The 18,296-nt window shown below is 69.9% G+C and carries 18 protein-coding genes, 4 tRNA genes and 1 pseudogene; 14 read left to right on the top strand and 9 right to left on the bottom strand.

Features of this window, described 5'->3' with window-relative positions; genetic code table 11:
• Positions 1–16: 16 nt before the first annotated feature.
• The 4 genes from NH287_RS04290 to NH287_RS04305 form a co-directional block, all read right to left on the bottom strand.
• On the bottom strand, positions 17–2,158 hold the full coding sequence (locus NH287_RS04290) for a 3-hydroxyacyl-CoA dehydrogenase NAD-binding domain-containing protein (RefSeq protein WP_253034608.1): 2,142 nt from the start codon (positions 2,156–2,158) through the stop codon (positions 17–19).
• Between the two features lie 11 nt (positions 2,159–2,169).
• Positions 2,170–3,375: a thiolase family protein gene (locus NH287_RS04295; protein WP_253034609.1), complete on the bottom strand. Its 1,206-nt coding sequence runs from the start codon at positions 3,373–3,375 to the stop codon at positions 2,170–2,172.
• A gap of 72 nt (positions 3,376–3,447) precedes the next feature.
• Complete coding sequence (locus tag NH287_RS04300; RefSeq protein WP_217531684.1) at positions 3,448–4,644, bottom strand: ribonuclease D; 1,197 nt, start codon at positions 4,642–4,644, stop codon at positions 3,448–3,450.
• Complete coding sequence (locus NH287_RS04305) at positions 4,637–5,218, bottom strand: DUF3000 domain-containing protein (protein WP_217531682.1); 582 nt, start codon at positions 5,216–5,218, stop codon at positions 4,637–4,639. Before NH287_RS04305 ends, NH287_RS04300 begins: the two co-directional genes overlap by 8 nt.
• A gap of 25 nt (positions 5,219–5,243) precedes the next feature.
• Here NH287_RS04305 and NH287_RS04310 point away from each other — a divergent pair, with 25 nt between their 5' ends.
• The gene (locus NH287_RS04310; RefSeq protein ID WP_253034610.1) at positions 5,244–6,464 is read left to right on the top strand and encodes a S9 family peptidase; all 1,221 of its coding nucleotides are present in this window, start codon (positions 5,244–5,246) and stop codon (positions 6,462–6,464) included.
• On the opposite strand, the gene NH287_RS04315 is transcribed toward NH287_RS04310, so the two are convergent.
• On the bottom strand, positions 6,436–7,140 hold the full coding sequence (locus tag NH287_RS04315) for a dihydrofolate reductase family protein (RefSeq protein WP_253034611.1): 705 nt from the start codon (positions 7,138–7,140) through the stop codon (positions 6,436–6,438). The genes NH287_RS04310 and NH287_RS04315 overlap by 29 nt on opposite strands.
• A 64-nt stretch (positions 7,141–7,204) precedes the next feature.
• Here NH287_RS04315 and zapE point away from each other — a divergent pair, with 64 nt between their 5' ends.
• The 5 genes from zapE (at position 7,205) to NH287_RS04335 (ending at position 11,481) form a co-directional block, all read left to right on the top strand.
• Entirely contained in the window at positions 7,205–8,236 is a 1,032-nt protein-coding gene (gene zapE / locus NH287_RS04320) for a cell division protein ZapE (RefSeq protein ID WP_253034612.1), read from the top strand.
• Positions 8,237–8,431: 195 nt separating this feature from the next.
• On the top strand, positions 8,432–9,649 hold the full coding sequence (locus NH287_RS04325; protein WP_253034613.1) for an ammonium transporter: 1,218 nt from the start codon (positions 8,432–8,434) through the stop codon (positions 9,647–9,649).
• A 410-nt stretch (positions 9,650–10,059) separates the two neighbouring features.
• Positions 10,060–10,185, top strand: a complete 126-nt coding sequence (locus NH287_RS15185; RefSeq protein WP_290440328.1) for a hypothetical protein — start codon at positions 10,060–10,062, stop codon at positions 10,183–10,185.
• Between the two features lie 100 nt (positions 10,186–10,285).
• Positions 10,286–10,693 carry a DUF6098 family protein gene (locus tag NH287_RS04330; RefSeq protein ID WP_253034614.1) on the top strand — a complete coding sequence of 136 codons (408 nt, stop codon included), beginning with the start codon at positions 10,286–10,288 and terminating at the stop codon, positions 10,691–10,693.
• An 83-nt stretch (positions 10,694–10,776) separates the two neighbouring features.
• Positions 10,777–11,481: an MBL fold metallo-hydrolase gene (locus NH287_RS04335; protein WP_308210385.1), complete on the top strand. Its 705-nt coding sequence runs from the start codon at positions 10,777–10,779 to the stop codon at positions 11,479–11,481.
• 52 nt (positions 11,482–11,533) lie between these two features.
• Here NH287_RS04335 and NH287_RS04340 read toward each other — a convergent pair.
• Positions 11,534–11,606, bottom strand: a tRNA-Val gene (locus NH287_RS04340).
• A 160-nt stretch (positions 11,607–11,766) separates the two neighbouring features.
• Here NH287_RS04340 and NH287_RS04345 point away from each other — a divergent pair.
• From NH287_RS04345 to NH287_RS04355, 3 genes are all read left to right on the top strand, one after another.
• Positions 11,767–11,838 (top strand) — tRNA-Gly (locus NH287_RS04345).
• Positions 11,839–11,893: 55 nt separating this feature from the next.
• Positions 11,894–11,967 (top strand) — tRNA-Cys (locus NH287_RS04350).
• 24 nt (positions 11,968–11,991) lie between these two features.
• Positions 11,992–12,063: transfer RNA gene (locus tag NH287_RS04355), tRNA-Val, on the top strand.
• A 90-nt stretch (positions 12,064–12,153) separates the two neighbouring features.
• Here the strand turns inward: NH287_RS04355 and NH287_RS04360 are convergent.
• The gene (locus tag NH287_RS04360; protein ID WP_217531671.1) at positions 12,154–12,468 is read right to left on the bottom strand and encodes a hypothetical protein; all 315 of its coding nucleotides are present in this window, start codon (positions 12,466–12,468) and stop codon (positions 12,154–12,156) included.
• Positions 12,469–12,604: 136 nt separating this feature from the next.
• Between NH287_RS04360 and NH287_RS04365 the strand changes: the two genes are divergently transcribed.
• Complete coding sequence (locus tag NH287_RS04365) at positions 12,605–12,955, top strand: YnfA family protein (protein ID WP_064002111.1); 351 nt, start codon at positions 12,605–12,607, stop codon at positions 12,953–12,955.
• An 18-nt stretch (positions 12,956–12,973) separates the two neighbouring features.
• Here NH287_RS04365 and NH287_RS04370 read toward each other — a convergent pair.
• Positions 12,974–13,150: pseudogene (locus NH287_RS04370) on the bottom strand (zinc-binding dehydrogenase); the annotation flags it as partial.
• Positions 13,151–13,236: 86 nt separating this feature from the next.
• Between NH287_RS04370 and NH287_RS04375 the strand changes: the two are divergent.
• A complete protein-coding gene (locus NH287_RS04375) occupies positions 13,237–13,749 on the top strand; it encodes a glycine cleavage system protein R (protein WP_253034616.1) in 513 nt (170 codons plus the stop codon).
• Position 13,750: 1 nt separating this feature from the next.
• The gene (locus tag NH287_RS04380; protein WP_253034617.1) at positions 13,751–14,407 is read left to right on the top strand and encodes a DNA alkylation repair protein; all 657 of its coding nucleotides are present in this window, start codon (positions 13,751–13,753) and stop codon (positions 14,405–14,407) included.
• Positions 14,408–14,409: 2 nt separating this feature from the next.
• On the opposite strand, the gene NH287_RS04385 is transcribed toward NH287_RS04380, so the two are convergent.
• The gene (locus NH287_RS04385; RefSeq protein WP_253034618.1) at positions 14,410–15,576 is read right to left on the bottom strand and encodes an SLC13 family permease; all 1,167 of its coding nucleotides are present in this window, start codon (positions 15,574–15,576) and stop codon (positions 14,410–14,412) included.
• A gap of 155 nt (positions 15,577–15,731) precedes the next feature.
• Here NH287_RS04385 and thrS point away from each other — a divergent pair, with 155 nt between their 5' ends.
• On the top strand, positions 15,732–17,741 hold the full coding sequence (gene thrS / locus NH287_RS04390) for a threonine--tRNA ligase (protein WP_253034619.1): 2,010 nt from the start codon (positions 15,732–15,734) through the stop codon (positions 17,739–17,741).
• Positions 17,738–18,286 carry an HIT domain-containing protein gene (locus NH287_RS04395; RefSeq protein WP_253034620.1) on the top strand — a complete coding sequence of 183 codons (549 nt, stop codon included), beginning with the start codon at positions 17,738–17,740 and terminating at the stop codon, positions 18,284–18,286. The genes thrS and NH287_RS04395 overlap by 4 nt, the downstream gene beginning before the upstream one ends.
• Positions 18,287–18,296: the final 10 nt, after the last annotated feature.

The following is an 18,296-nucleotide window of genomic DNA, read 5'->3' on the forward strand; positions in this document are numbered from 1 at the left end:
CCGTCCTGCCGTCCGATCAGGCGATGCCGCGGATCGGCGGGTGGTGGAACGTGTCACCGAACACCCGCTCGCTGGCTCCCTCGCGGTCGAGGTACGGCGTGGCGCCGCCGTCGATGAAGGGCCAACCCGCGCCGAGGATGAGGCAGAGGTCGATGTCCTCGACCTCGGGCACGACGCCCTCGTCGAGCATGAGCTTGATCTCCTGCGCGAGGCGGTCCTGCACCCGGCGGAGGATCTCCTCAGCGGATGCCGGTGTCGATCCGGTCGCCTTCTTCGCGACCTTCTCGGCGGCCTTCGTGAAGCCGGTCACCCGGCCCCCCTTGTCCTTCTCGACGACCGCGTCGAGCGCGGCGAGCTCGTGGAAGTTCTCGTTCGCGTAGAAGCGATCGGGGAAGGCGCGCACCATCGTGTCCTGCACGTGCGCGGCGACCTTCCAGCCGACGAGGTCGATGAGCTGGAACGGTCCCATGGGCAGGCCCAGCGGAGCGAACGCCTTCTCGACGTCGGCGACGGGTGTGCCCTCGTAGACGGCGCGGGCCGCCTCGCCCATGACCTTGGCGAGCAGCCGGTTCACGACGAAGCCGGGCGCGTCAGCGGTGAGGACCGCGTTCTTACCGAGGCCCTTCGCGACGACGAAGGCGGTCGACAGGGCGGCATCCGAAGTCTTCGGCGTCTTCACGACCTCGATGAGCGGCATGACCGCGACCGGGTTGAAGAAGTGGAAGCCGACGAGCCGCTCGGGGTGCGCGAGCTTCGCGCCGATCTCCTCGACCGACAGCGACGAGGTGTTCGTCGCGAGGATGGCGTCCTCGGCCACCACGGCCTCGATCTCGGCGAAGACGGCCTGCTTGACGCCGACCTCTTCGAAGACGGCTTCGATGACGAAGTCGCAGTCCGCGTACGCGGACTTGTCCGTCGTCCCGGTCACGAGGGCGCGCAGCTTGTTGGCGGTGTCGCCGTCGAGCCGGCCCTTCGCCTCGAGCTTGCCGATCTCGTCGTGGATGTACGCGACACCCTTGTCGACGCGCGCCTGGTCGAGGTCCGTGATGAGCACGGGCACCTGCAGCTTGCGCACGAACAGCAGCGCGAACTGGCTGGCCATGAGTCCCGCACCGATGATGCCGACCTTCGTGACCTTCTTCGCGAGAGCCTTGTCGGGCGCACCGACCGGCCGCTTCGCGCGCTTCTGCACGAGGTCGAACGCGTACATGGATGCCGCGAACTGGTCGCCCGTGACGAGCGAGGCGAGCGCCTCATCCTCCCGCGCGAAGCCCTCGGCCTTGGTGCCGCTCTTGGCCTTGTCGAGCAGGTCGAGAGCCACGTACGGCGACCGGGGCACCGTTCCGATCTTCGACTCGAGCATGCCGCGGGCCATCTTGATCGCGATGGGCCACTTGGTGAGGCGCTCGATCTTGCCGGGGACGTTCTTACGCTCGACCTTGACGGCGCCGGTGAGGACGTCGTCGGCCCAGCGCAGCGACGATTCGAGGTAGCTCGAGGCGGGGAAGATCGCGTCCATGATGCCGAGGTCGTACGCCTGCTGCGGCTTGAGCACCCGGTTCTGCTTCAGCGGGTTCGAGATGACGACCTCGAGAGCGTTCTCGATGCCGATGAGGTTCGGCAGCAGGTACGCGCCGCCCCAGCCGGGGATGATCCCGAGGAAGACCTCCGGGAGGGCGATCGCCGCAGCCGAGGCATCCACCGTCCGGTAGGTCGAGTTCAACGCGATCTCGAGGCCGCCGCCGAGCGCGAGCCCGTTCACGAACGCGAACGAGGGCACGCCGAGGTCGGACAGCTTGCCGAGCACGTGATGGCCGAGCTGGGCGATGAGTCGCGCGTTCTCCACCGAACCGACGTTGCTGACCTCGCTGAGGTCGGCGCCGGCGGCGAGGATGTACTGCTTGCCGGTGATGCCGACGGCGTCGATCTCGCCCGCGGCCGCGCGCGTCGCCAGGGTGTCGAGCGTCGCGCCGAGCTCGGTGAGCGTCGCCGGGCCCAGCGTGTTGGGGCGGGTGTGGTCGCGGCCGTTGTCGAGCGTGATGAGGGCGAGGACCTTGCCACTGGCGAGCGTGATGTCGCGGACGGGGGAGTGGGTCACGACCTCGCTGTCGGAGAGGGCGAGAAGGGGCGAGAAGTCGATCCGGTCGTAGTTCGTCATGGTCGGCTGCCTCACTTCTTCTTCTTGCCGTTGTAGTGCGGGTTCTCCCAGATGACGGAGCCTCCCTGTCCGAGGCCGACGCACATCGCGGTGAGGCCGTAACGGACGTCGGGTCGCTCCGCGAAGTGCGCCGCCAGCTGGATCATGAGGCGGACACCGGATGCCGCCAGCGGGTGCCCGAGCGCGATCGCGCCGCCCCAGGGGTTCACGCGCGGATCGTCGTCGGCGATGCCGAAGTGGTCGAGCAGCGAGATGACCTGCACGGCGAAGGCCTCGTTCAGCTCGAACAGGCCGATGTCGTCGATCGTGAGGCCCGCCTTCTTCAGCGCCTTCTCGGTCGAGGGGATCGGGCCGATGCCCATGATCTCGGGCTGGACGCCCGCGAAGGCGAACGAGACCATCCGCATCTTCGGCGTGAGCCCCAGTTCCTTGACCGCGCCGCCGCCGGCGAGGAGCGACATGGTCGCGCCGTCGGTGAGCGGGGAGGAGGTGCCGGCCGTCACGCGACCGTGCGGGCGGAACGGCGTCTTGAGGGCGGCGAGGTCGGCCATCGTCGTCTGCGGACGACGGCCCTCATCCTCGGTCGCGAGTCCCCACGCGCCGGCGGCATCCTTCACCGCGACGGGGACGAGGTCGGGCTGGAACTTGCCGGCTTCGTAGGCGGCCTGCGCCTTGTGCTGGCTCAGCATGCCGAACCGGTCGGATCGCTCCTTCGTGAGCTGCGGGAACCGGTCGAAGATGCGCTCCGCCGTGACTCCCATGTTGAGGGCGCCGGGGTCGACCATCTTCTCGGCGACGAACCGCGGGTTGGGGTCGGCGTTGCCGCCGATCGGGTAGTGCCCCATGTGCTCCACGCCGCCCGCGAGCGCGACGTCGTACATGCCGACGCCGATCGCCCCGGCCATCGTGGTGACGCTCGTCATGGCGCCCGCGCACATCCGGTCGATGGCGAAGCCGGGGACCGTCTGCGGGAGCCCCGCGAGGATCGCCACCGACCGCCCCAGGGTCAGCCCCTGCTCGCCGGTCTGGCTCGTCGCGGCGATCGCGACGTCGTCGACGCGCTCAGCCGGGACGTCGGGGTTCCGTTCCATGAGGCCGATCGTCGCCTTGACGGCGAGGTCGTCGGCGCGCGTGTTCCAATACATGCCCTTTTCGCCCGCACGCCCGAACGGGGTGCGCATTCCGTCGACGAAATAGACGTCCGAAAGCTCGGCCACACTGCCTCCAATGATTGGGTTCCCACCCAGCCTAAGGAGGCCGCGATACCGCGAAAATCGGTTGGGTCGAACCTACGAAGCGGTCTCGGATGCCGCGTCGGGCACCTGCACGGAATCGACAAAGGCCGTGGCGATCACCTGTGCAGTCTGTGCAATCTGCCACGGGCGCGCGCCCAGCTCCCCGAGGGCATCGCCGATCGACTCGGCCGTCACCTCGGCCGGCGGATGCCAGGCCACGCGGCGGAGCAGGTCGGGCGTCAGGAGGTTCTCCGTCGGCATCCCCAGCTCTTCGGCGCGCGCCTCCACGAGAGGCCGGGCGGCCTTCAAGCGCGCGTCCGCCGCGGGGTTGCGATCGGCCCATGCCCGGGGCGGCGGCATCCCGTCACCCGGGCCGCGCTCGGCGGGCAGGGCGGGATCTGCGCGCCCCGCCTCGATGGCCGCCCACCAGCGGTCCAGCTGACTGCGGCTCGCGCGTCCCGTGAACTCCTTCACGCGGGCGAGGTCCTGCTTGGTCGCGGGGTCTGCGATGACGGCCGCGACGAGCGCGCGGTCGGGCACGAGTCGGCCCGGGGAGACGTCCTCTTCGCGGGCGTAGTCCTCGCGGGCCTGCCACAGCGCACGGGCGACGGCGAGCGCGCGGCGACCGCGCACCGTGTGGAGCCCGCTCAGCCGGCGCCACGGCTCTTCGCGCGGCGGCTTGGGGGCGCGGGTGCGCACTGCCTCGAACTCCTCCTGGGCGAAGGCGGTCTTGCCCTGTTCATCGAGTTCGGTCGCCAGGGCGTCGCGGACGTCGATCAGGTGCAGCACGTCCAGCGCGGCGTACTCGAGCCACCCCTGGGGGAGCGGCCGGGTCGACCAGTCCGCCGCTGAGTGCGCCTTGGCCAGGGTGATGCCGAGCGTGTCCTCGACGACGGCGCCCAGACCCACCCGGTCGTGACCGAGCAGTCGGGCGGCGAGTTCGGTGTCGAAGATGCGGGGCGGCTCGAGTCCGGCCTCGCGCAGCGACGGCAGATCCTGGCTGGCCGCGTGCAGCACCCACTCCTCGTCGCCGATCGCCGCCTGCAGGGCGGAGAGGTCACCGATCGCGGGCGGGTCGAACAGGAAGACCTCGCTGCCGCGCCGGTAGACCTGGATGAGGTAGGCGCGTTGCGAGTAGCGGAAGCCCGACGCCCGCTCGACGTCGACGGCCACGGGACCGTGACCGGCCGCCAGGCGCGACGCTGCGGCCGCCGCCGCATCCAGATCGGCGATGACCTCGTATTCAGCCACGTGTACTCCGCTGTCCGCCGAACACGGCGATGTTCTCCGAACCCGGGGGGAGTCCTGCCAACATGCAGACCAGCTCGCCCCAGGCGTCCATGTGACCGGTCGGATCCCCGTCGGGGGACCACGACGCGCGGAGTTCGATCTGCGCACCGTCGCCCTCGGCGGCCAGCGTCCCGAAACCCTTCGAGAGGGTCTTGGTCGCTGTGCCGGATGCCGCGTGGAACGTCGCTCCACGCGCTGCGAGGGCATCGACCAGCCATGACCAGGCTACGTCGGCCAGCAGGGGATCGGTGCCGATCTCGGGTTCGAGAGGGGCCTGCGCGAAGCAGACGATCCGCCAGGGGCCGCCCCAGGCATCCGGTTCCGAGGCGTCATGGAGGATGACGATCCGGCCCGTCCCGTAAGGGGATTCACCGTCGTCGTCCGGACGCACGTCGCCCGCGAAGGCGATGGCCTCGGGGGCGAGGGATGCCGGTGCGGCGATCTCACGAACGACGAAGTCCTCGCGGAAGTGCAGGGCGCGCAACGCGTCGCTCACAGCGAGGAACTCCGGCGTCCCGGTCGGGGGTTCGGTCACGGCGACAGACTAGAGTGAGGGCACCATGAAGGCTTCCAGGCGCGCCGTCCCCGACGCGGCCCGACCCGGGACCGTTCCCACGATGCGCAGCACCGTCGTCGCGCTCACCACGGCGCTCGTCAGCACGACGGGACTGCTCGCGCTCCTCGCCGGTCGCGTCGCGCGGCGCGTCGTGACGCTCTCCGCTCGGGTGCCGGACACGACCCTCGTCGACGTCGACGTCGCCGCGCAGACCATCACGCTCTCACGCTCGGCGGATACGGTCCTGCCGGGGCGTTACGGCTTGTTCACCACCGGGACGCAGAGCTACATCAAGCTCGGCACCGTGCTCGCCGCGGGGACGGACACCGTCACCCGGAAGCTCCTCACCCAGATCGACGAGTCGGATCGCCTCGACGCCGCCGCAGCCTTCAGCGGGTGGTACTTCTCCGATCCCGCCGAACTGCATCTCCCGTTCGAGGAGGTCTCGGTCAGCACTTCGCTCGGGTCGTGCCCCGCGTGGGTGTTCCCCGCGGACGGCGGGAGCGACGTCTGGGCGGTGCACATCCACGGACGCGGCACGACGCGTGCGGAGACCCTGCGTGCCGTGCCGGTCTTCCATGCCGCGGGGATCACCTCGATGCTCACCTCCTACCGCAACGATGCCGACGCTCCCCGCAGCCGCGGAGGGAGTTCGGCACTGGGCGCGACCGAGTGGCGCGACGTCGACCGCGCGATCGGCTACGCCCGCCGCGCCGGGGCGCGGCGCATCATCCTCATGGGGTGGTCGATGGGCGGCGCGATCGCGCTGCAGCTGGCGGCGGGATCCGCCCACCGCGACCTCATCGCCGGCGTCATCCTCGACTCGCCCGTCGTCGACTGGCGCCGCGTGCTGACGCATCACGCCGACCTCACCCGCATCCCGCGCCCGCTGACGCATCTCGCCCTCGACGCGCTGACCCGCCCGTGGGCGTCGTCGCTGACGGGGGCGGGCGACCCGATCCCGTGGGACCGTCTCGACGTCCTCGCCCGCGCGGACGAGCTCGTCGCGCCGATCCTGATCCTGCACAGCGCGGCGGACGACTTCGTGCCGCCGGCGGCCTCCCGTGCGCTGCGGGATCGACGTCCCGACCTCGTCACGCTCGACGAGTTCGAGGGGGCCCGGCACACGAAGCTGTGGAACTACGACGAGGAGCGCTGGACCTCGGACATCCGCGACTGGCTGTCGGCGCGGGACCTCACCGGCGACGCAGACGCAGGTAACTGAATCCGTCGTCGTCGACGAGCACGCCCGCGGGTGTCGTGTCGACGGCGTCCGCCAGCGGCAGGAACGGTCCGGCGCTCGGGACCAACCGGGGCGCTGCCGTGACGCAGTACTCGTCGACGACCTCGGCCGCGGCGAACTGTCCGGCCAACGACGGGCCGCCCTCGCAGACGATGCGTCGGATGCCGCGGTCGGCGAGTGCGGAAAGGATGCCGGGCACCGGCATCCGTCCGTCGTCCAGCGTGACGCGGACGAGGGTGACACCGGGCACGGGGCGCGGGGTCGGCGCGTCCGGGGGCAGCAGGAGGAGCACCTGGTCTTCGGGTCCGTCCGCGGCGGGTTCGAGTCGGTGCCCGGCGAGGTCACCCGCTCGCGACACGACCACGAGGCGGGAGCGACGGGGGAGGACGTACCCCTCGGCTCGCACGGTCTGCGCTCCCACGACGACGGCGTCCGCGCCCGCGCGGATGACGCCGAGGATCGCGCGGTCGGTGCGGTTCGTGAGGGTGTCGCTCGTGCCGTCCGGGCCGACGGCCGACCCCGTCAAGGAGGTGATCATGTTGAGGCGGACCCAGGCGTCCGCGGCCGGCGCGTACCGGTCGGCCAACCATGCGCGCCCCTCGGGCGTCGCGGCATCCACCCGCTCCCCGGTCGACGGCAGCACCTCGGTCACCCACACGCCGCCATCCTCGCACGCGCTGCGGGCCGCGAAGGGGACTGCGCCCGGCGGCTAGGCTGGTCGGGTGCCCCTCACCTCCTCCGGAACCACGCACCTGAGCGAACGCGATCCGAAGGTGAGCGGTGCCGAGATGGTCGCCGCTCTCGTGCCGCCGCCGCAGTTCGACGGGGCCACCTTCGAGACCTACCGCGCCGACGAGGCCTATCCCTCGCAGCAGGAGGCCAAGGACCTGCTCGAGGTCTTCAGCTCGGGTCGTGGGGCACCCGCCGCGCGGGGAGGCTTCTTCCGACGCGCCAAGCGCGAAGCGCCGATGAAGCCGGGCGTGTACCTCGACGGCGGCTTCGGCGTCGGCAAGACCCACCTGCTCGCCGCGATCTACCACGCGATGCCGGCACGCCGGAAGTACTTCGGCTCGTTCATCGAGTACACCGCGCTGGTCGGGGCGCTGGGCTATCAGAAGACCGTCGAACTCTTCCGCGGCGCGGACCTGCTGTGCATCGACGAGTTCGAGCTCGACGATCCGGGCGACACGATGGTGATGACGCGACTCATCGCCGAGCTCGTCCCCACCGGCACGAAGCTCGCCGCCACCTCCAACACCCCGCCCAACGCGCTGGGGGAGGGGCGGTTCGCCGCGCAGGACTTCCTCCGCGAGATCCACGCGATGGCGGAGCACTTCCAGACCATTCGTATCGACGGCACCGACTACCGGCAGCGCGCCGTCGACGGTCACGCGGTCGTCCTCGACGACGTCGCCTACGAGAGCGCGATGACGGATGCCGCGGCATCCGCTCTCGTCTCCGATGACGACTTCGGGGCGTTCATCCGCCATCTCGCCTCGGTGCACCCGTCGCGGTACATCCGCCTCATCGAGGGGATCGGGACCATCGGCCTGCGGAACGTGGTCGGATTCGACGACCAGTCCGCCGCCCTGCGCTTCGTGGCGTTCGTCGACCGCGCGTACGACGCGCAGATCCCGATCCGCGCCACCGGGACTCCGCTCGATTCCGTGTTCCGCGAGGACATGCTCGCGGGCGGATACCGCAAGAAGTACCTCCGCGCCGTCTCGCGCCTGGTGGCTCTCACCCACTCGTAAGGCGCAGGACGCCTCACTCGCAGAGGCGGGAAACGTGATGTTTACCTGCTCGACCCGCTCGTAACCGGCGCGAAACACGACGCATCCCGCCGCGGAAACTCGACGGCGCCAAACTGATCGCGCCCGACAGCGCTGCCTACCCGAATGAACAGGCGCGCCGGGACCGAGTTACACAACACATGAGTGAGGAACTTCATGGACAGCGGAAACCTCGCGTGGTCTGTCGCCGCGACAGCCCTCGTACTCTTCATGACGCCGGGCGTCGCGTTCTTCTACGGGGGTCTCGTCAAGGCCAAGAGCGTCGTGAGCATGATGATGCTCAGCTTCGGCGCCATGGGTCTCATCGGCGTCCTCTGGATCCTGTTCGGGTTCAACATGAGCCTCGGCGGAGGCACGTTCGCCTTCTCCGGTAACCCGTTCGTCGACTTCGGGCTCGCCGCGGCGGACAGCGACACCCTCGTCGGCGCCACATACGGAGCCACCTTCGCGATCATCACGGTGGCCCTCATCTCGGGCGCGATCGCCGACCGCGCGAAGTTCGGCGCGTGGATGATCTTCGCGGGCATCTGGGCAACGGTCGTCTACTTCCCCGTCGCCGCCTGGGTGTGGGGCGACGGCTGGATCTTCAACTGGGGTGACAACACGGGGCTGCCCGGAGTCATCGACTACGCCGGTGGTACCGCTGTCCACATCAACGCCGGTGCAGCCGCTCTCGCCCTCGCGCTGGTTCTGGGCAAGCGGGTCGGGTTCCAGAAGGGCATCCACAAGCCCCACAACGTGCCACTCGTCATGCTCGGTGCCGCGATCCTCTGGTTCGGCTGGTTCGGCTTCAACGCGGGTGCCGAGGGCACCTTCGGTCTGCTCGGCACCGAGGACCAGGCCGTGGGCACCATCGTCATCAACACGCTCGGCGCCACCGCCGCCGCGATCCTGGGTTGGACTCTCGTCGAGAAGCTCAAGGACGGCAAGGCGACGTCGGTCGGGGCAGCCTCCGGTGCAGTCGCCGGTCTCGTCGCCATCACCCCCGCGTGCGCCGCTCTGGCGCCGGGATGGGCGCTCCTGCTCGGTGTCATCGCCGGCGCGGTCTGTGCCCTCGCGATCGAGCTGAAGTGGAAGCTTGGCTACGACGACTCGCTCGATGTGGTCGGCGTGCACCTCGTCGGCGGTGTCATCGGCACCCTGTACCTCGGCTTCTTCGCGACCGGCACCGGCCTGTTCACCGGTGGTGACGCGGGCCAGCTGATCTCGCAGACCGTCGCCGCCTTCGCGGTCCTCATCTACTCGTTCGTGGTCGCCTTCGTCATCGGCTTTGCGATCGAGAAGACGATCGGCTTCCGGGTGAAGAACGAGGACGAGATCGCCGGCATCGACACCGTCGTCCACGGCGAAGAGGGTTACGCTCTCGTCGACTGATACGCACCTCGCACCGAAGGGGCGCCGCGGACCATCCGCGGCGCCCCCTCCTCTGTGCAGGGGCTGGAGTCTTGCGCTCGTTCCGTCTTCCGCCCTAGGTTGGCGGGGAAGCGCTTGCCTGCGCTTGCCGACCCGTCTCCGGCGGCGGAGCCTGGTGCGAAGGACCTGTACCGACAGGGCGGCCTACAGGTGGCGATCTCCTCGCGCACAGAGCACCCCGAAGCCGCAGCCCTGTTCCTCGATCACGTGGTCAACAGCCCCGAGGCGGGCGAGATCTTCGGTACGACCCTGGGATTCCCGGCATCCACGAGCAAGCTCGAGGGCGCAGCGCTCGAAGGTCCGGATCAGCAGGTCGCCGACGACATCGAATCCGTGTCGAACCCCATCGGTGACGCCCCCCGGCGGCCGTGGTGGGCTACGGCTCCCTCGAGCAGAAGTTCTGGGATCTCGAAAAGGAGCTCGGTCTCGGAACGAAGACCGTGGATGCCGCGGTGAGCGAGTTCTTCACCGAGGCGGAGGTGATCCTCGCCAACTGAGGAACTGCATCGCTGGTCCGCGCCGTCCACACGGCGACGGCGCGGAGCGGCGATGTCAAGGCCCTCCGGGCGGTGCACGCCGATCCGTACGTTGCGTCGCATGTCCGCGGCCGCCGATCGTCCCACCTCCACCCTGCTCGTCATCCACCGCCTGGCCGAACTCGCCGCTCTGGTGCGCGCCAGCCCGGGCCTTCACGTGCGCTGGTCGGAAGGCCCCGTGCAGGATGCGGAGCGGACGAGCATCGATACCGAGAGCGGGCTCCGACTGCCGGGACTCTCGGTCAATCCGCTGGACGCCGAAAGCTGGTGGACCCGGCCGCTCGAGGACTGGCTCGCGCGCCAGCTGTCGCAGTATCGGCATCTGCAGGACGAGAACCCGGACCACTTCGCATGGGTCCTGCGGGGTGAGCTCGCCGGTCGGGGTCCCGACTGTGAGCCGCTGCTTTCGAATCCCGAAGCGATCGCGATCCTCGACGAGCAGCTGCTCCAGGAAGCGGAGGATCGTTAGCGCGGCGAGTTCGACGCGGGTCGGGGGCCGGAGGGATGAAGGCGTCGACGGCCTGGGTGGACGATCGTCCCGGATTCTTCCGTATGACAGTGGCGGCCACGAACTGCTATTTGATCAGGGATACCGACGGCGTGACGCTCGTCGATGCCGGACTGCCGGCGACGGGAAGGGTCCTCGACGTCCTCCTCGGCGACCTGGGCCTGCGACGCCAGGACATCGATGCCGTCCTCCTCACACACGCGCACTTCGACCACGTCGGCCTCGCTCACGGACTGCGGGCGTCGGGGGTCCCCGTGCGTGTCCACCCGGATGATCGTCGGCTGGCGCGGCATCCGTACCGGTATCGTCCGGCCGTGGCTCGGATCCCGTATCTGCTCACCCACCCGGGCGGCATCCCTGTGATCGGTCGGATGGCAGCGGCGGGTGCGCTGGCGGTGCGCGGGGTGGACGCGGAGGCATCCCTTCCATCCGGCGGCGTCCTGGATGTGCCGGGTCGTCCCACGGTCGTGCACACACCCGGTCACACCGACGGGCACTGTGCGTTCTACTTCGCGACGCGCGGCGTCCTGTTGTCCGGCGACGCGCTCGTCACTCTGGATCCGTATACCGGCAAGCGCGGTCCGCAGATCGTCGCGAATGCGGCCACGAAGAATGCAGCGACCGCGCTGCACTCCCTCGACGCGCTCGAGGCGACCGAGGCGGGCGTGGTGCTGACGGGGCATGGGGACCCCTGGATCTCGGGGATCGCCTCAGCTGCTCGACGGGCCCGGGTCGTCGGTCCACACTGATCCGGACAAGGGTGAAGCCCCGGCGGTCCGGGACCTGCCGGGGCTTGTTCGGTGGGCGATGCCGGACTCGAACCGACGACCTCTTCCGTGTGAAGGAAGCGCGCTACCAACTGCGCCAATCGCCCGAATGACACTCGGGCCGGTGTCCGAGCATACCGGATCGGAAGGCTCGGACCGAACCGGCGCGGGGGTGTGGGGGATGACACGCGCGGGGCGTGCTCGGTTTTGCACTGGGCCCGGAATCGTCTACTGTTTAACGAGTGCCGGAGAGATCCGGAACGAAATGCGGATGTAGCGCAGTGGTAGCGCATCACCTTGCCAAGGTGAGGGTCGCGAGTTCGAATCTCGTCATCCGCTCGAGTGTGGGGATCTTCCTCCGGGGAGATCGCGTCACGTGGGTCAAACCACACACGGTGGCGTGGCCGAGTGGCTAGGCAGCGGCCTGCAAAGCCGTCCACACGGGTTCGAATCCCGTCGCCACCTCCACTCACAACTCAACAGCCTTCACGGGCGCGATTGGCGCAGCGGTAGCGCGCTTCCCTGACACGGAAGAGGTCACTGGTTCGATCCCAGTATCGCGCACAGACAAACCCCCGGTTCTCCGGGGGTTTTTTGTTGTGCGCGGGCGGCGCTGCGCGGGCCCGAGGCGCCCCGGGCCCGCGCAGCGAGGGGTCAGCCGACGGCTGCGACCTGCTCCGTCTCGGGCAGCTCGTGGAGTCCGGCGGGGGAGTTCGCGGCAGCCATCAGGCGCTCGACCCACTCGTGGTTGAGCGGGATGCGGGCGTCGCCCCGCCGGCGGAAGGCGAGGCTCGATGCCCGGTTCATCCACACGGTCGTGCGGCCGGTGCCTTCACCCGCGGCCCGCGACCACGTGAAGAGGAAGGCTTCGCCGCGGCGGAGCTTGGCGTAGATGACGGCTTCGAGATGCGCGAGAGTGCGATCGTCGATGTCGAAGCGTGTGGTGCTGTTGTAGGCGAGGAGTCCCATGGAACCGACCCTGGTCGAGGCGTACAGAAGGGCGGAGCTGCGGTCTCCACGGTCATCCTCTCACCCGCGCGGGCCATCCTCGCGCACCGGCCGGACGTGTCACACGGTCGTCACAGGTCGCTGAGAAAATGCGGACATGACCACCGCCCGGATCATCGTCCTGTTCGTCCTCGCCGCCGTCGCCGAGATCGGCGGCGCCTGGCTGATCTGGCAGGCCGTGCGGGAGAACCGCGGATGGTGGTTCGCGCTGCTCGGGATCGTCGCCCTCGGCGCCTACGGCTTCGTCGCCGCCCTGCAGCCCGACGCTCATTTCGGACGGGTGCTCGCCGCGTACGGGGGAGTGTTCGTCGCGGGATCCTTGGCCTGGGGGATCGTCGTCGACGGGTTCCGCCCCACCGTGTGGGACTACGTGGGCTCCGGTGTCGCCCTGGTCGGGGCCGCGATCATCATCTTCGCGCCGGTGGTGACCGACGCCGTCGACGGATGACCGCGACCCCGCGGCCGATCAGGGGACGATGACCGCGCGCCCCCGCACCTTCCCGGCCGCGAGCGCCTCATAGGCCTTCGGGCCGTCGTCGAGGGAGTACCGCTGCACCTCGACCGACACCTGACCCGATCGTGCGAGGTCGAGCACCTCGATCAACTCACTGCGCGATCCCCAGTACGGGGCGCGTGTACTGGAGTGCCTTCATGCGCGGCACGCTACGCCGCATGCGTCTCGCGGCGCATGCCCCTGCGCCGCGGCATCCCGACCGATAGGATCCCGCCATGGCCCACCTCGTGCTCACTGTGGTCGGCGACGACCGCCCGGGACTTGTCAACGCCCTCGCCGAGCAGGTCTCGGCCGCGGGAGGCAACTGGGAGCGCAGCGAGCTCGCCGAGCTGGCCGGCGCCTTCGCCGGCATCGTGCTCGTCTCGATCGACGACGACCGTGAGGCCGACCTCGTCACGGCGCTCGAAGGACTCGACGGGATGCTGCGCGTCACCGTCCACGGCGGACACGTGGCCTCGGTGACCGAACCCGTCGAGCGCGCGATGGAGGTCACCGTCCTCGGCAACGACCGCCCCGGGATCGTGCGCGACGTGACCGCGGCGATCGCCGCCCACGCGCTGAGCATCGACACCTTCCGCAGTCGGACGCTCGACGCGCCGATGGCGGGCGGGACGCTCTTCGAGGCGACGGTCGCGTTCCGCGTGCCGGCCGGAGCGGATGCCGCGCCGGTGACGGCCGCGCTGGAGGAGCTCGCGGGCGAGATCCAGGTGGACCTCACCGTCGCTTGACGTGCACCGCGTCGACGTGATCCGCTCCCGCCTGCGGGCCGCAGCAGACCCGTCCCGCGCGGCCGGCCAGCAGGCGTACATGAAGTCCGACCTCCCGTTCCTCGGCGTGCGGGTGCCGGAGACGCGACGGATCGCGCGGGCGGCGGTCGCGGGGGAGACCGACCCCCTGCGCATCCTCGACGACGCGCGGGAGCTGTGGGATGCGGCATCCCATCGCGAGGAGCGGTACGCGGCCATGATGCTCCTGGCCGTGCCGCCCGCCCGCGCGGACCTGCGGATCGTGCCGCTCGTCGAGCACATGGTGCGCACCGGCAGATGGTGGGACGTCACGGACGAACTGAGCGGCCGCATCCGCGAACTCCTCGACGAGCATCCCCGCGACGGAGACGCCCTCGTGCGCGGGTGGTGTGTGAGCGAGGAGCTGTGGCTGCGACGCCTCGCGATCCTCAGCCAGCTCGGTCGCCGCGAGCGGACGGACCTGCGCCTGCTGACCGACGCGCTCGAGCCGAACCTCCGCGACGGCGAGTTCTTCATCCGCAAGGCCATCGGCTGGGCGTTGCGCGACGCCGCCCGGGCCTACCCGGAATGGGTGTCCGCCTACGTTGCCGCCCACGCGCTGAGTCCGCTCAGCCGTCGCGAGGCGCTGAAGCACCTCTGAGGTCAGCGCAGGAGCAGCGGGACGGTGGCCGCGGCGACGACGAGGGGAGCCGCCACGAGACCCCACAGGATGAAGCGACGCCACGGCAGGTGCACTCCCGCCGCCACGAGCCGCTGGTGCCAGAGCAGGGTGGCCAGCGACGCCCACGGCGTGATGAGCGGACCGGCGTTCACGCCGATCAGCACGGCGGCCAGGCGCTCCGGCGTGTCCGCCGTCGATTCGAGCAGCAGATACGCGGGAAGGTTGTCGAGCGCATTCGCGGTCACGAGCGCCGTTCCCGACATCCGCAGCAGGTCGACCGGCGCCGACCCCGATCCGGCCACCGCCGTCGCCAGCTGTCCCGAGCCCCACGCCTCGAGGGCGGCGACGGCCGAGAAGAGCCCGGCAGCGAACACGAGCAGCGACCACGGCACGAGCCGCAGCCCCAGAGCCTTCGGCGAGCGCCACGCGAACAGACCGATCAGGGCGAGCGCCGCCACCGTCGCCGGGATCCACGGCTCGATCCCGCTCACGAGCAGCGGCAGCAGGGCGAGGACGATGACGGATGCCGCGACGAGCTGCACCCGGTCGCTCACCTGGGGCGGCGGGGCCACCGTGAACGAGCCGACCAGCGAGCGCCGATGGATGACCCATAGGAGGGCGACGGTCACGAGGACGGCGACGGCGGCGGACGGCCCGAGGAGGAGCACGAACGACGTCGGGTCGGCGGCCCCCGGCATCCGGGCCAGGGCGAGGAGGTTCGTCAGGTTCGACACCGGCAGCAGGAGCGACGCGGTGTTCGCCAGCCACACCGTCGCGAGGGCGAACGGCAGCGGCGGCAGCCCGTTCGCGCGTGCGACGGCGATCACGACGGGGGTGAGGAGGACGGCGGTCGTGTCGAGCGACAGGAAGGCGGTGGTCACGATCGCGAGGGCCACGACGAGTGCCCAGAGCAGAGCGGTGCGTCCCCGGGACATCCGGGCCAGCCACGACGCGGTGACGTCGAAGACTCCGGCTTTCGCCGCTAGCTCCGCGACGACGGTGACCGCCACGACGAACGCGAGGATCGGGAGCACGCGCTTGGCGACCACGCCCAGCTCGGAGAGAGGCAGGATGCCGGTGGCGACGGCGACGATCGCGCCCGCGAGCAGGACGACCCCCGCGAGAGCGAGCTTCACGGCATCCATCATCGCCCCTCCCGGCGGCCCAGTAGACTCGCAGGATGCAGAACAGCCGGGTGTCCCACCTCGCCGGCACGCGAACGCCGCGGGCCTGAGCGGGCGGAGCGCGTACAGCGCTCGAAGCTGAGTCACCGTGATCCGAGCCACCTTCTGGAGATCTCCCCTTGTCTGATCCGATCGCCCCGGCGGATGTCGCCCTTCCCGCCGACGGTTTCGCCCTGTTCCCCGACCGCTCCATCGTCGCGCTCCGCATCCGCGGCGAGCTGAAGGACCTCGCGACGGTCGTCGACTCTCTCGACGGCGTCGAGCCGGTCACCGTGTCGAGCCCCGACGGGCTGAACATCCTGCGCCACTCGACGGCCCATATCCTCGCGCAGGCGGTGCAGCGCGTCCGCCCGCAGGCGAACCTCGGGATCGGCCCGCCGATCACCGACGGCTTCTACTACGACTTCGGCGTCGAGGAGCCCTTCACCCCGGAGGACCTCAAGGCCATCAAGAAGGAGATGGAGCGCATCGTCCGTGAAGGACAGCGTTTCGTCCGCCGCGTGGTGACCGATGACGAGGCCCGCGCCGAGCTCGCCCATGAGCCGTTCAAGCTCGAGCTGATCGGGCTGAAGGGCGGGTCGCAGGAGGCGGCCGAGGGCGCGTCGGTGGAGGTGGGCGCCGGCGACCTCACCATCTACGACAACGTCACCCGCGACGGTGAGACCGCGTGGAAGGACCTCTGCCGAGGGCCCCACGTGCCGAGCACCCGTGTCGCCGGCAACGGCTGGGACCTCACCCGCGTCGCCGGGGCCTACTGGCGCGGCAGCGAGAAGAACCCGCAGCTGCAGCGCATCTACGGCACCGCGTGGCCGTCGAAGGACGAACTGCGCGCCTACCAGCACCGACTCGAGGAGGCCGCCAAGCGCGACCACCGCAAGCTCGGCAAGGACCTCGACCTCTTCTCCTTCCCCGAGGAGATCGGGCCCGGCCTGTCGGTGTTCCACCCCAAGGGCGGGATCATCCGGTACGAGATCGAGCGCTACATGCGCGAGAGCCTCCTCGCCAACGGGTACCAGGTCGTGAACACGCCCCACATCACCAAGGGCGACCTGTTCATGACAAGCGGTCACCTGCAGTGGTACGCCGACGGCATGTACCCCCCGATGGTGCTCGACGAGGTGGTGGATGCCGACGGTCACGTCTCGCGCGAGGGCCAGGAGTACTACCTCAAGCCCATGAACTGCCCGTTCCACAACCTGATCTTCCGCTCGCGCGGACGCAGCTACCGCGAACTGCCGCTGCGGCTCAGCGAATTCGGCTCGGTCTACCGCTACGAGAAGAGCGGCACGCTCGCCGGCCTCACCCGTGTGCGGGGGATGACGCAGGACGACACCCACATCTATGTGACCGCCGACCAGGTCAAGGGCGAGCTCGAGCACAGTCTCGAGTTCGTGCTGAAGACCCTGCGCGACTACGGGCTGAACGACTTCTACCTCGAGTTGTCGACGAAGGAGGAGGGCAACCCCAAGTTCATCGGCGACGACGGCCTGTGGGACGAGGCGACGCAGACCCTGCGGGAGGTCGCCGAGGGTTCCGGTCTCGAGCTCGTGCCCGACCCGGGCGGGGCCGCGTTCTACGGCCCGAAGATCTCGGTCCAGGCGCGGGACGCGATCGGTCGCACCTGGCAGATGTCGACGATCCAGCTCGACTTCAACCAGCCGGAGCGGTTCGAGCTGGAGTACACCGGTCCCGACGGTGAGAAGCACCGTCCGGTCATGATCCACCGTGCGCTGTTCGGCTCGATCGAACGGTTCTTCGCGATCCTGCTCGAGCACTACGCCGGGGCATTCCCGGTGTGGCTCGCTCCCGTCCAGGTCGTCGGCATCCCCGTCGCCGAGGAGTACGGTCCGTACCTCGACGAGATCGTGGCGCGGCTGCGCACCACGGGCGTCCGCGCCGAGGTCGATCACTCCGACGACCGCATGCCGAAGAAGATCCGCACCCACACGACCCAGAAGGTCCCCCTTCAGCTCATCGCGGGAGAGCAGGACCGGTCGGCCGGCACCGTCTCGTTCCGATTCCGCGACGGCTCCCAGACCAACGGCATCCCCGTCGACGAGGCGATCGACAAGATCGTCGCGGCGATCGCGGACCGCACGCTCGTGAACACCGCGGCGGACCTGGCATGACGGACGACGACCGCCGCGTGGAGGTTGCCGCCGAGCTGGCGGGCGTGCCCGACGAGTTCCAGCGACTGTGGACGCCGCATCGGATGGCGTACATCCAGGCGGGCCCCGAGCCGCTGAAGCACGACTGCCCGTTCTGCGCTGCTCCGGGGAAGACCGACGAGGAGGGTCTCATCGTCGCGCGCGGTGAAACCGCCTACGTCCTGCTGAACCTCTTCCCGTACAACTCGGGACACCTGCTGGTCTGCCCGTACCGTCACTTCGCGACGTACGACGACGCGACCCCGGAGGAGGTCGCCGAGATCGGCGCGCTGACCCAGGTCGCGATGAGGGTCCTGCGCACGGTCGCGAAGTGCGACGGGTTCAACCTCGGCATGAACCAGGGCACGGTCGCCGGTGCGGGCGTCGCGGAGCACCTGCATCAGCACGTCGTGCCGCGCTGGGCGACGGACGCGAACTTCTTCCCGATCATCGCCAAGACGAAGGCCCTGCCGCAGTTGCTCGGCGATGTTCGGCAGGCCGTGGCCGACGGCTGGCCCGTCATCTGACGAGCCGGCC

Origin of the sequence: Microbacterium sp. CnD16-F (assembly GCF_024124465.1) — a bacterium.
GTDB classification, from domain to species: Bacteria; Actinomycetota; Actinomycetes; order Actinomycetales; family Microbacteriaceae; genus Microbacterium; species Microbacterium gawkjiense.

What these genes read in the sequence shown, in the direction of transcription:
- NH287_RS04290 (WP_253034608.1), bottom strand. Translation starts at nt 2,158, where the DNA reads ATGACGAACTACGACCGGATCGACTTCTCGCCCCTTCTCGCCCTCTCC.
- NH287_RS04310 (WP_253034610.1), top strand. Translation starts at nt 5,244, where the DNA reads ATGAAGGCTTCCAGGCGCGCCGTCCCCGACGCGGCCCGACCCGGGACC.
- NH287_RS04325 (WP_253034613.1), top strand. Translation starts at nt 8,432, where the DNA reads ATGGACAGCGGAAACCTCGCGTGGTCTGTCGCCGCGACAGCCCTCGTA.
- NH287_RS04330 (WP_253034614.1), top strand. Translation starts at nt 10,286, where the DNA reads ATGTCCGCGGCCGCCGATCGTCCCACCTCCACCCTGCTCGTCATCCAC.
- NH287_RS04335 (WP_308210385.1), top strand. Translation starts at nt 10,777, where the DNA reads ATGACAGTGGCGGCCACGAACTGCTATTTGATCAGGGATACCGACGGC.
- NH287_RS04360 (WP_217531671.1), bottom strand. Translation starts at nt 12,468, where the DNA reads ATGGGACTCCTCGCCTACAACAGCACCACACGCTTCGACATCGACGAT.
- NH287_RS04365 (WP_064002111.1), top strand. Translation starts at nt 12,605, where the DNA reads ATGACCACCGCCCGGATCATCGTCCTGTTCGTCCTCGCCGCCGTCGCC.
- NH287_RS04375 (WP_253034616.1), top strand. Translation starts at nt 13,237, where the DNA reads ATGGCCCACCTCGTGCTCACTGTGGTCGGCGACGACCGCCCGGGACTT.
- NH287_RS04385 (WP_253034618.1), bottom strand. Translation starts at nt 15,576, where the DNA reads ATGATGGATGCCGTGAAGCTCGCTCTCGCGGGGGTCGTCCTGCTCGCG.
- NH287_RS04395 (WP_253034620.1), top strand. Translation starts at nt 17,738, where the DNA reads ATGACGGACGACGACCGCCGCGTGGAGGTTGCCGCCGAGCTGGCGGGC.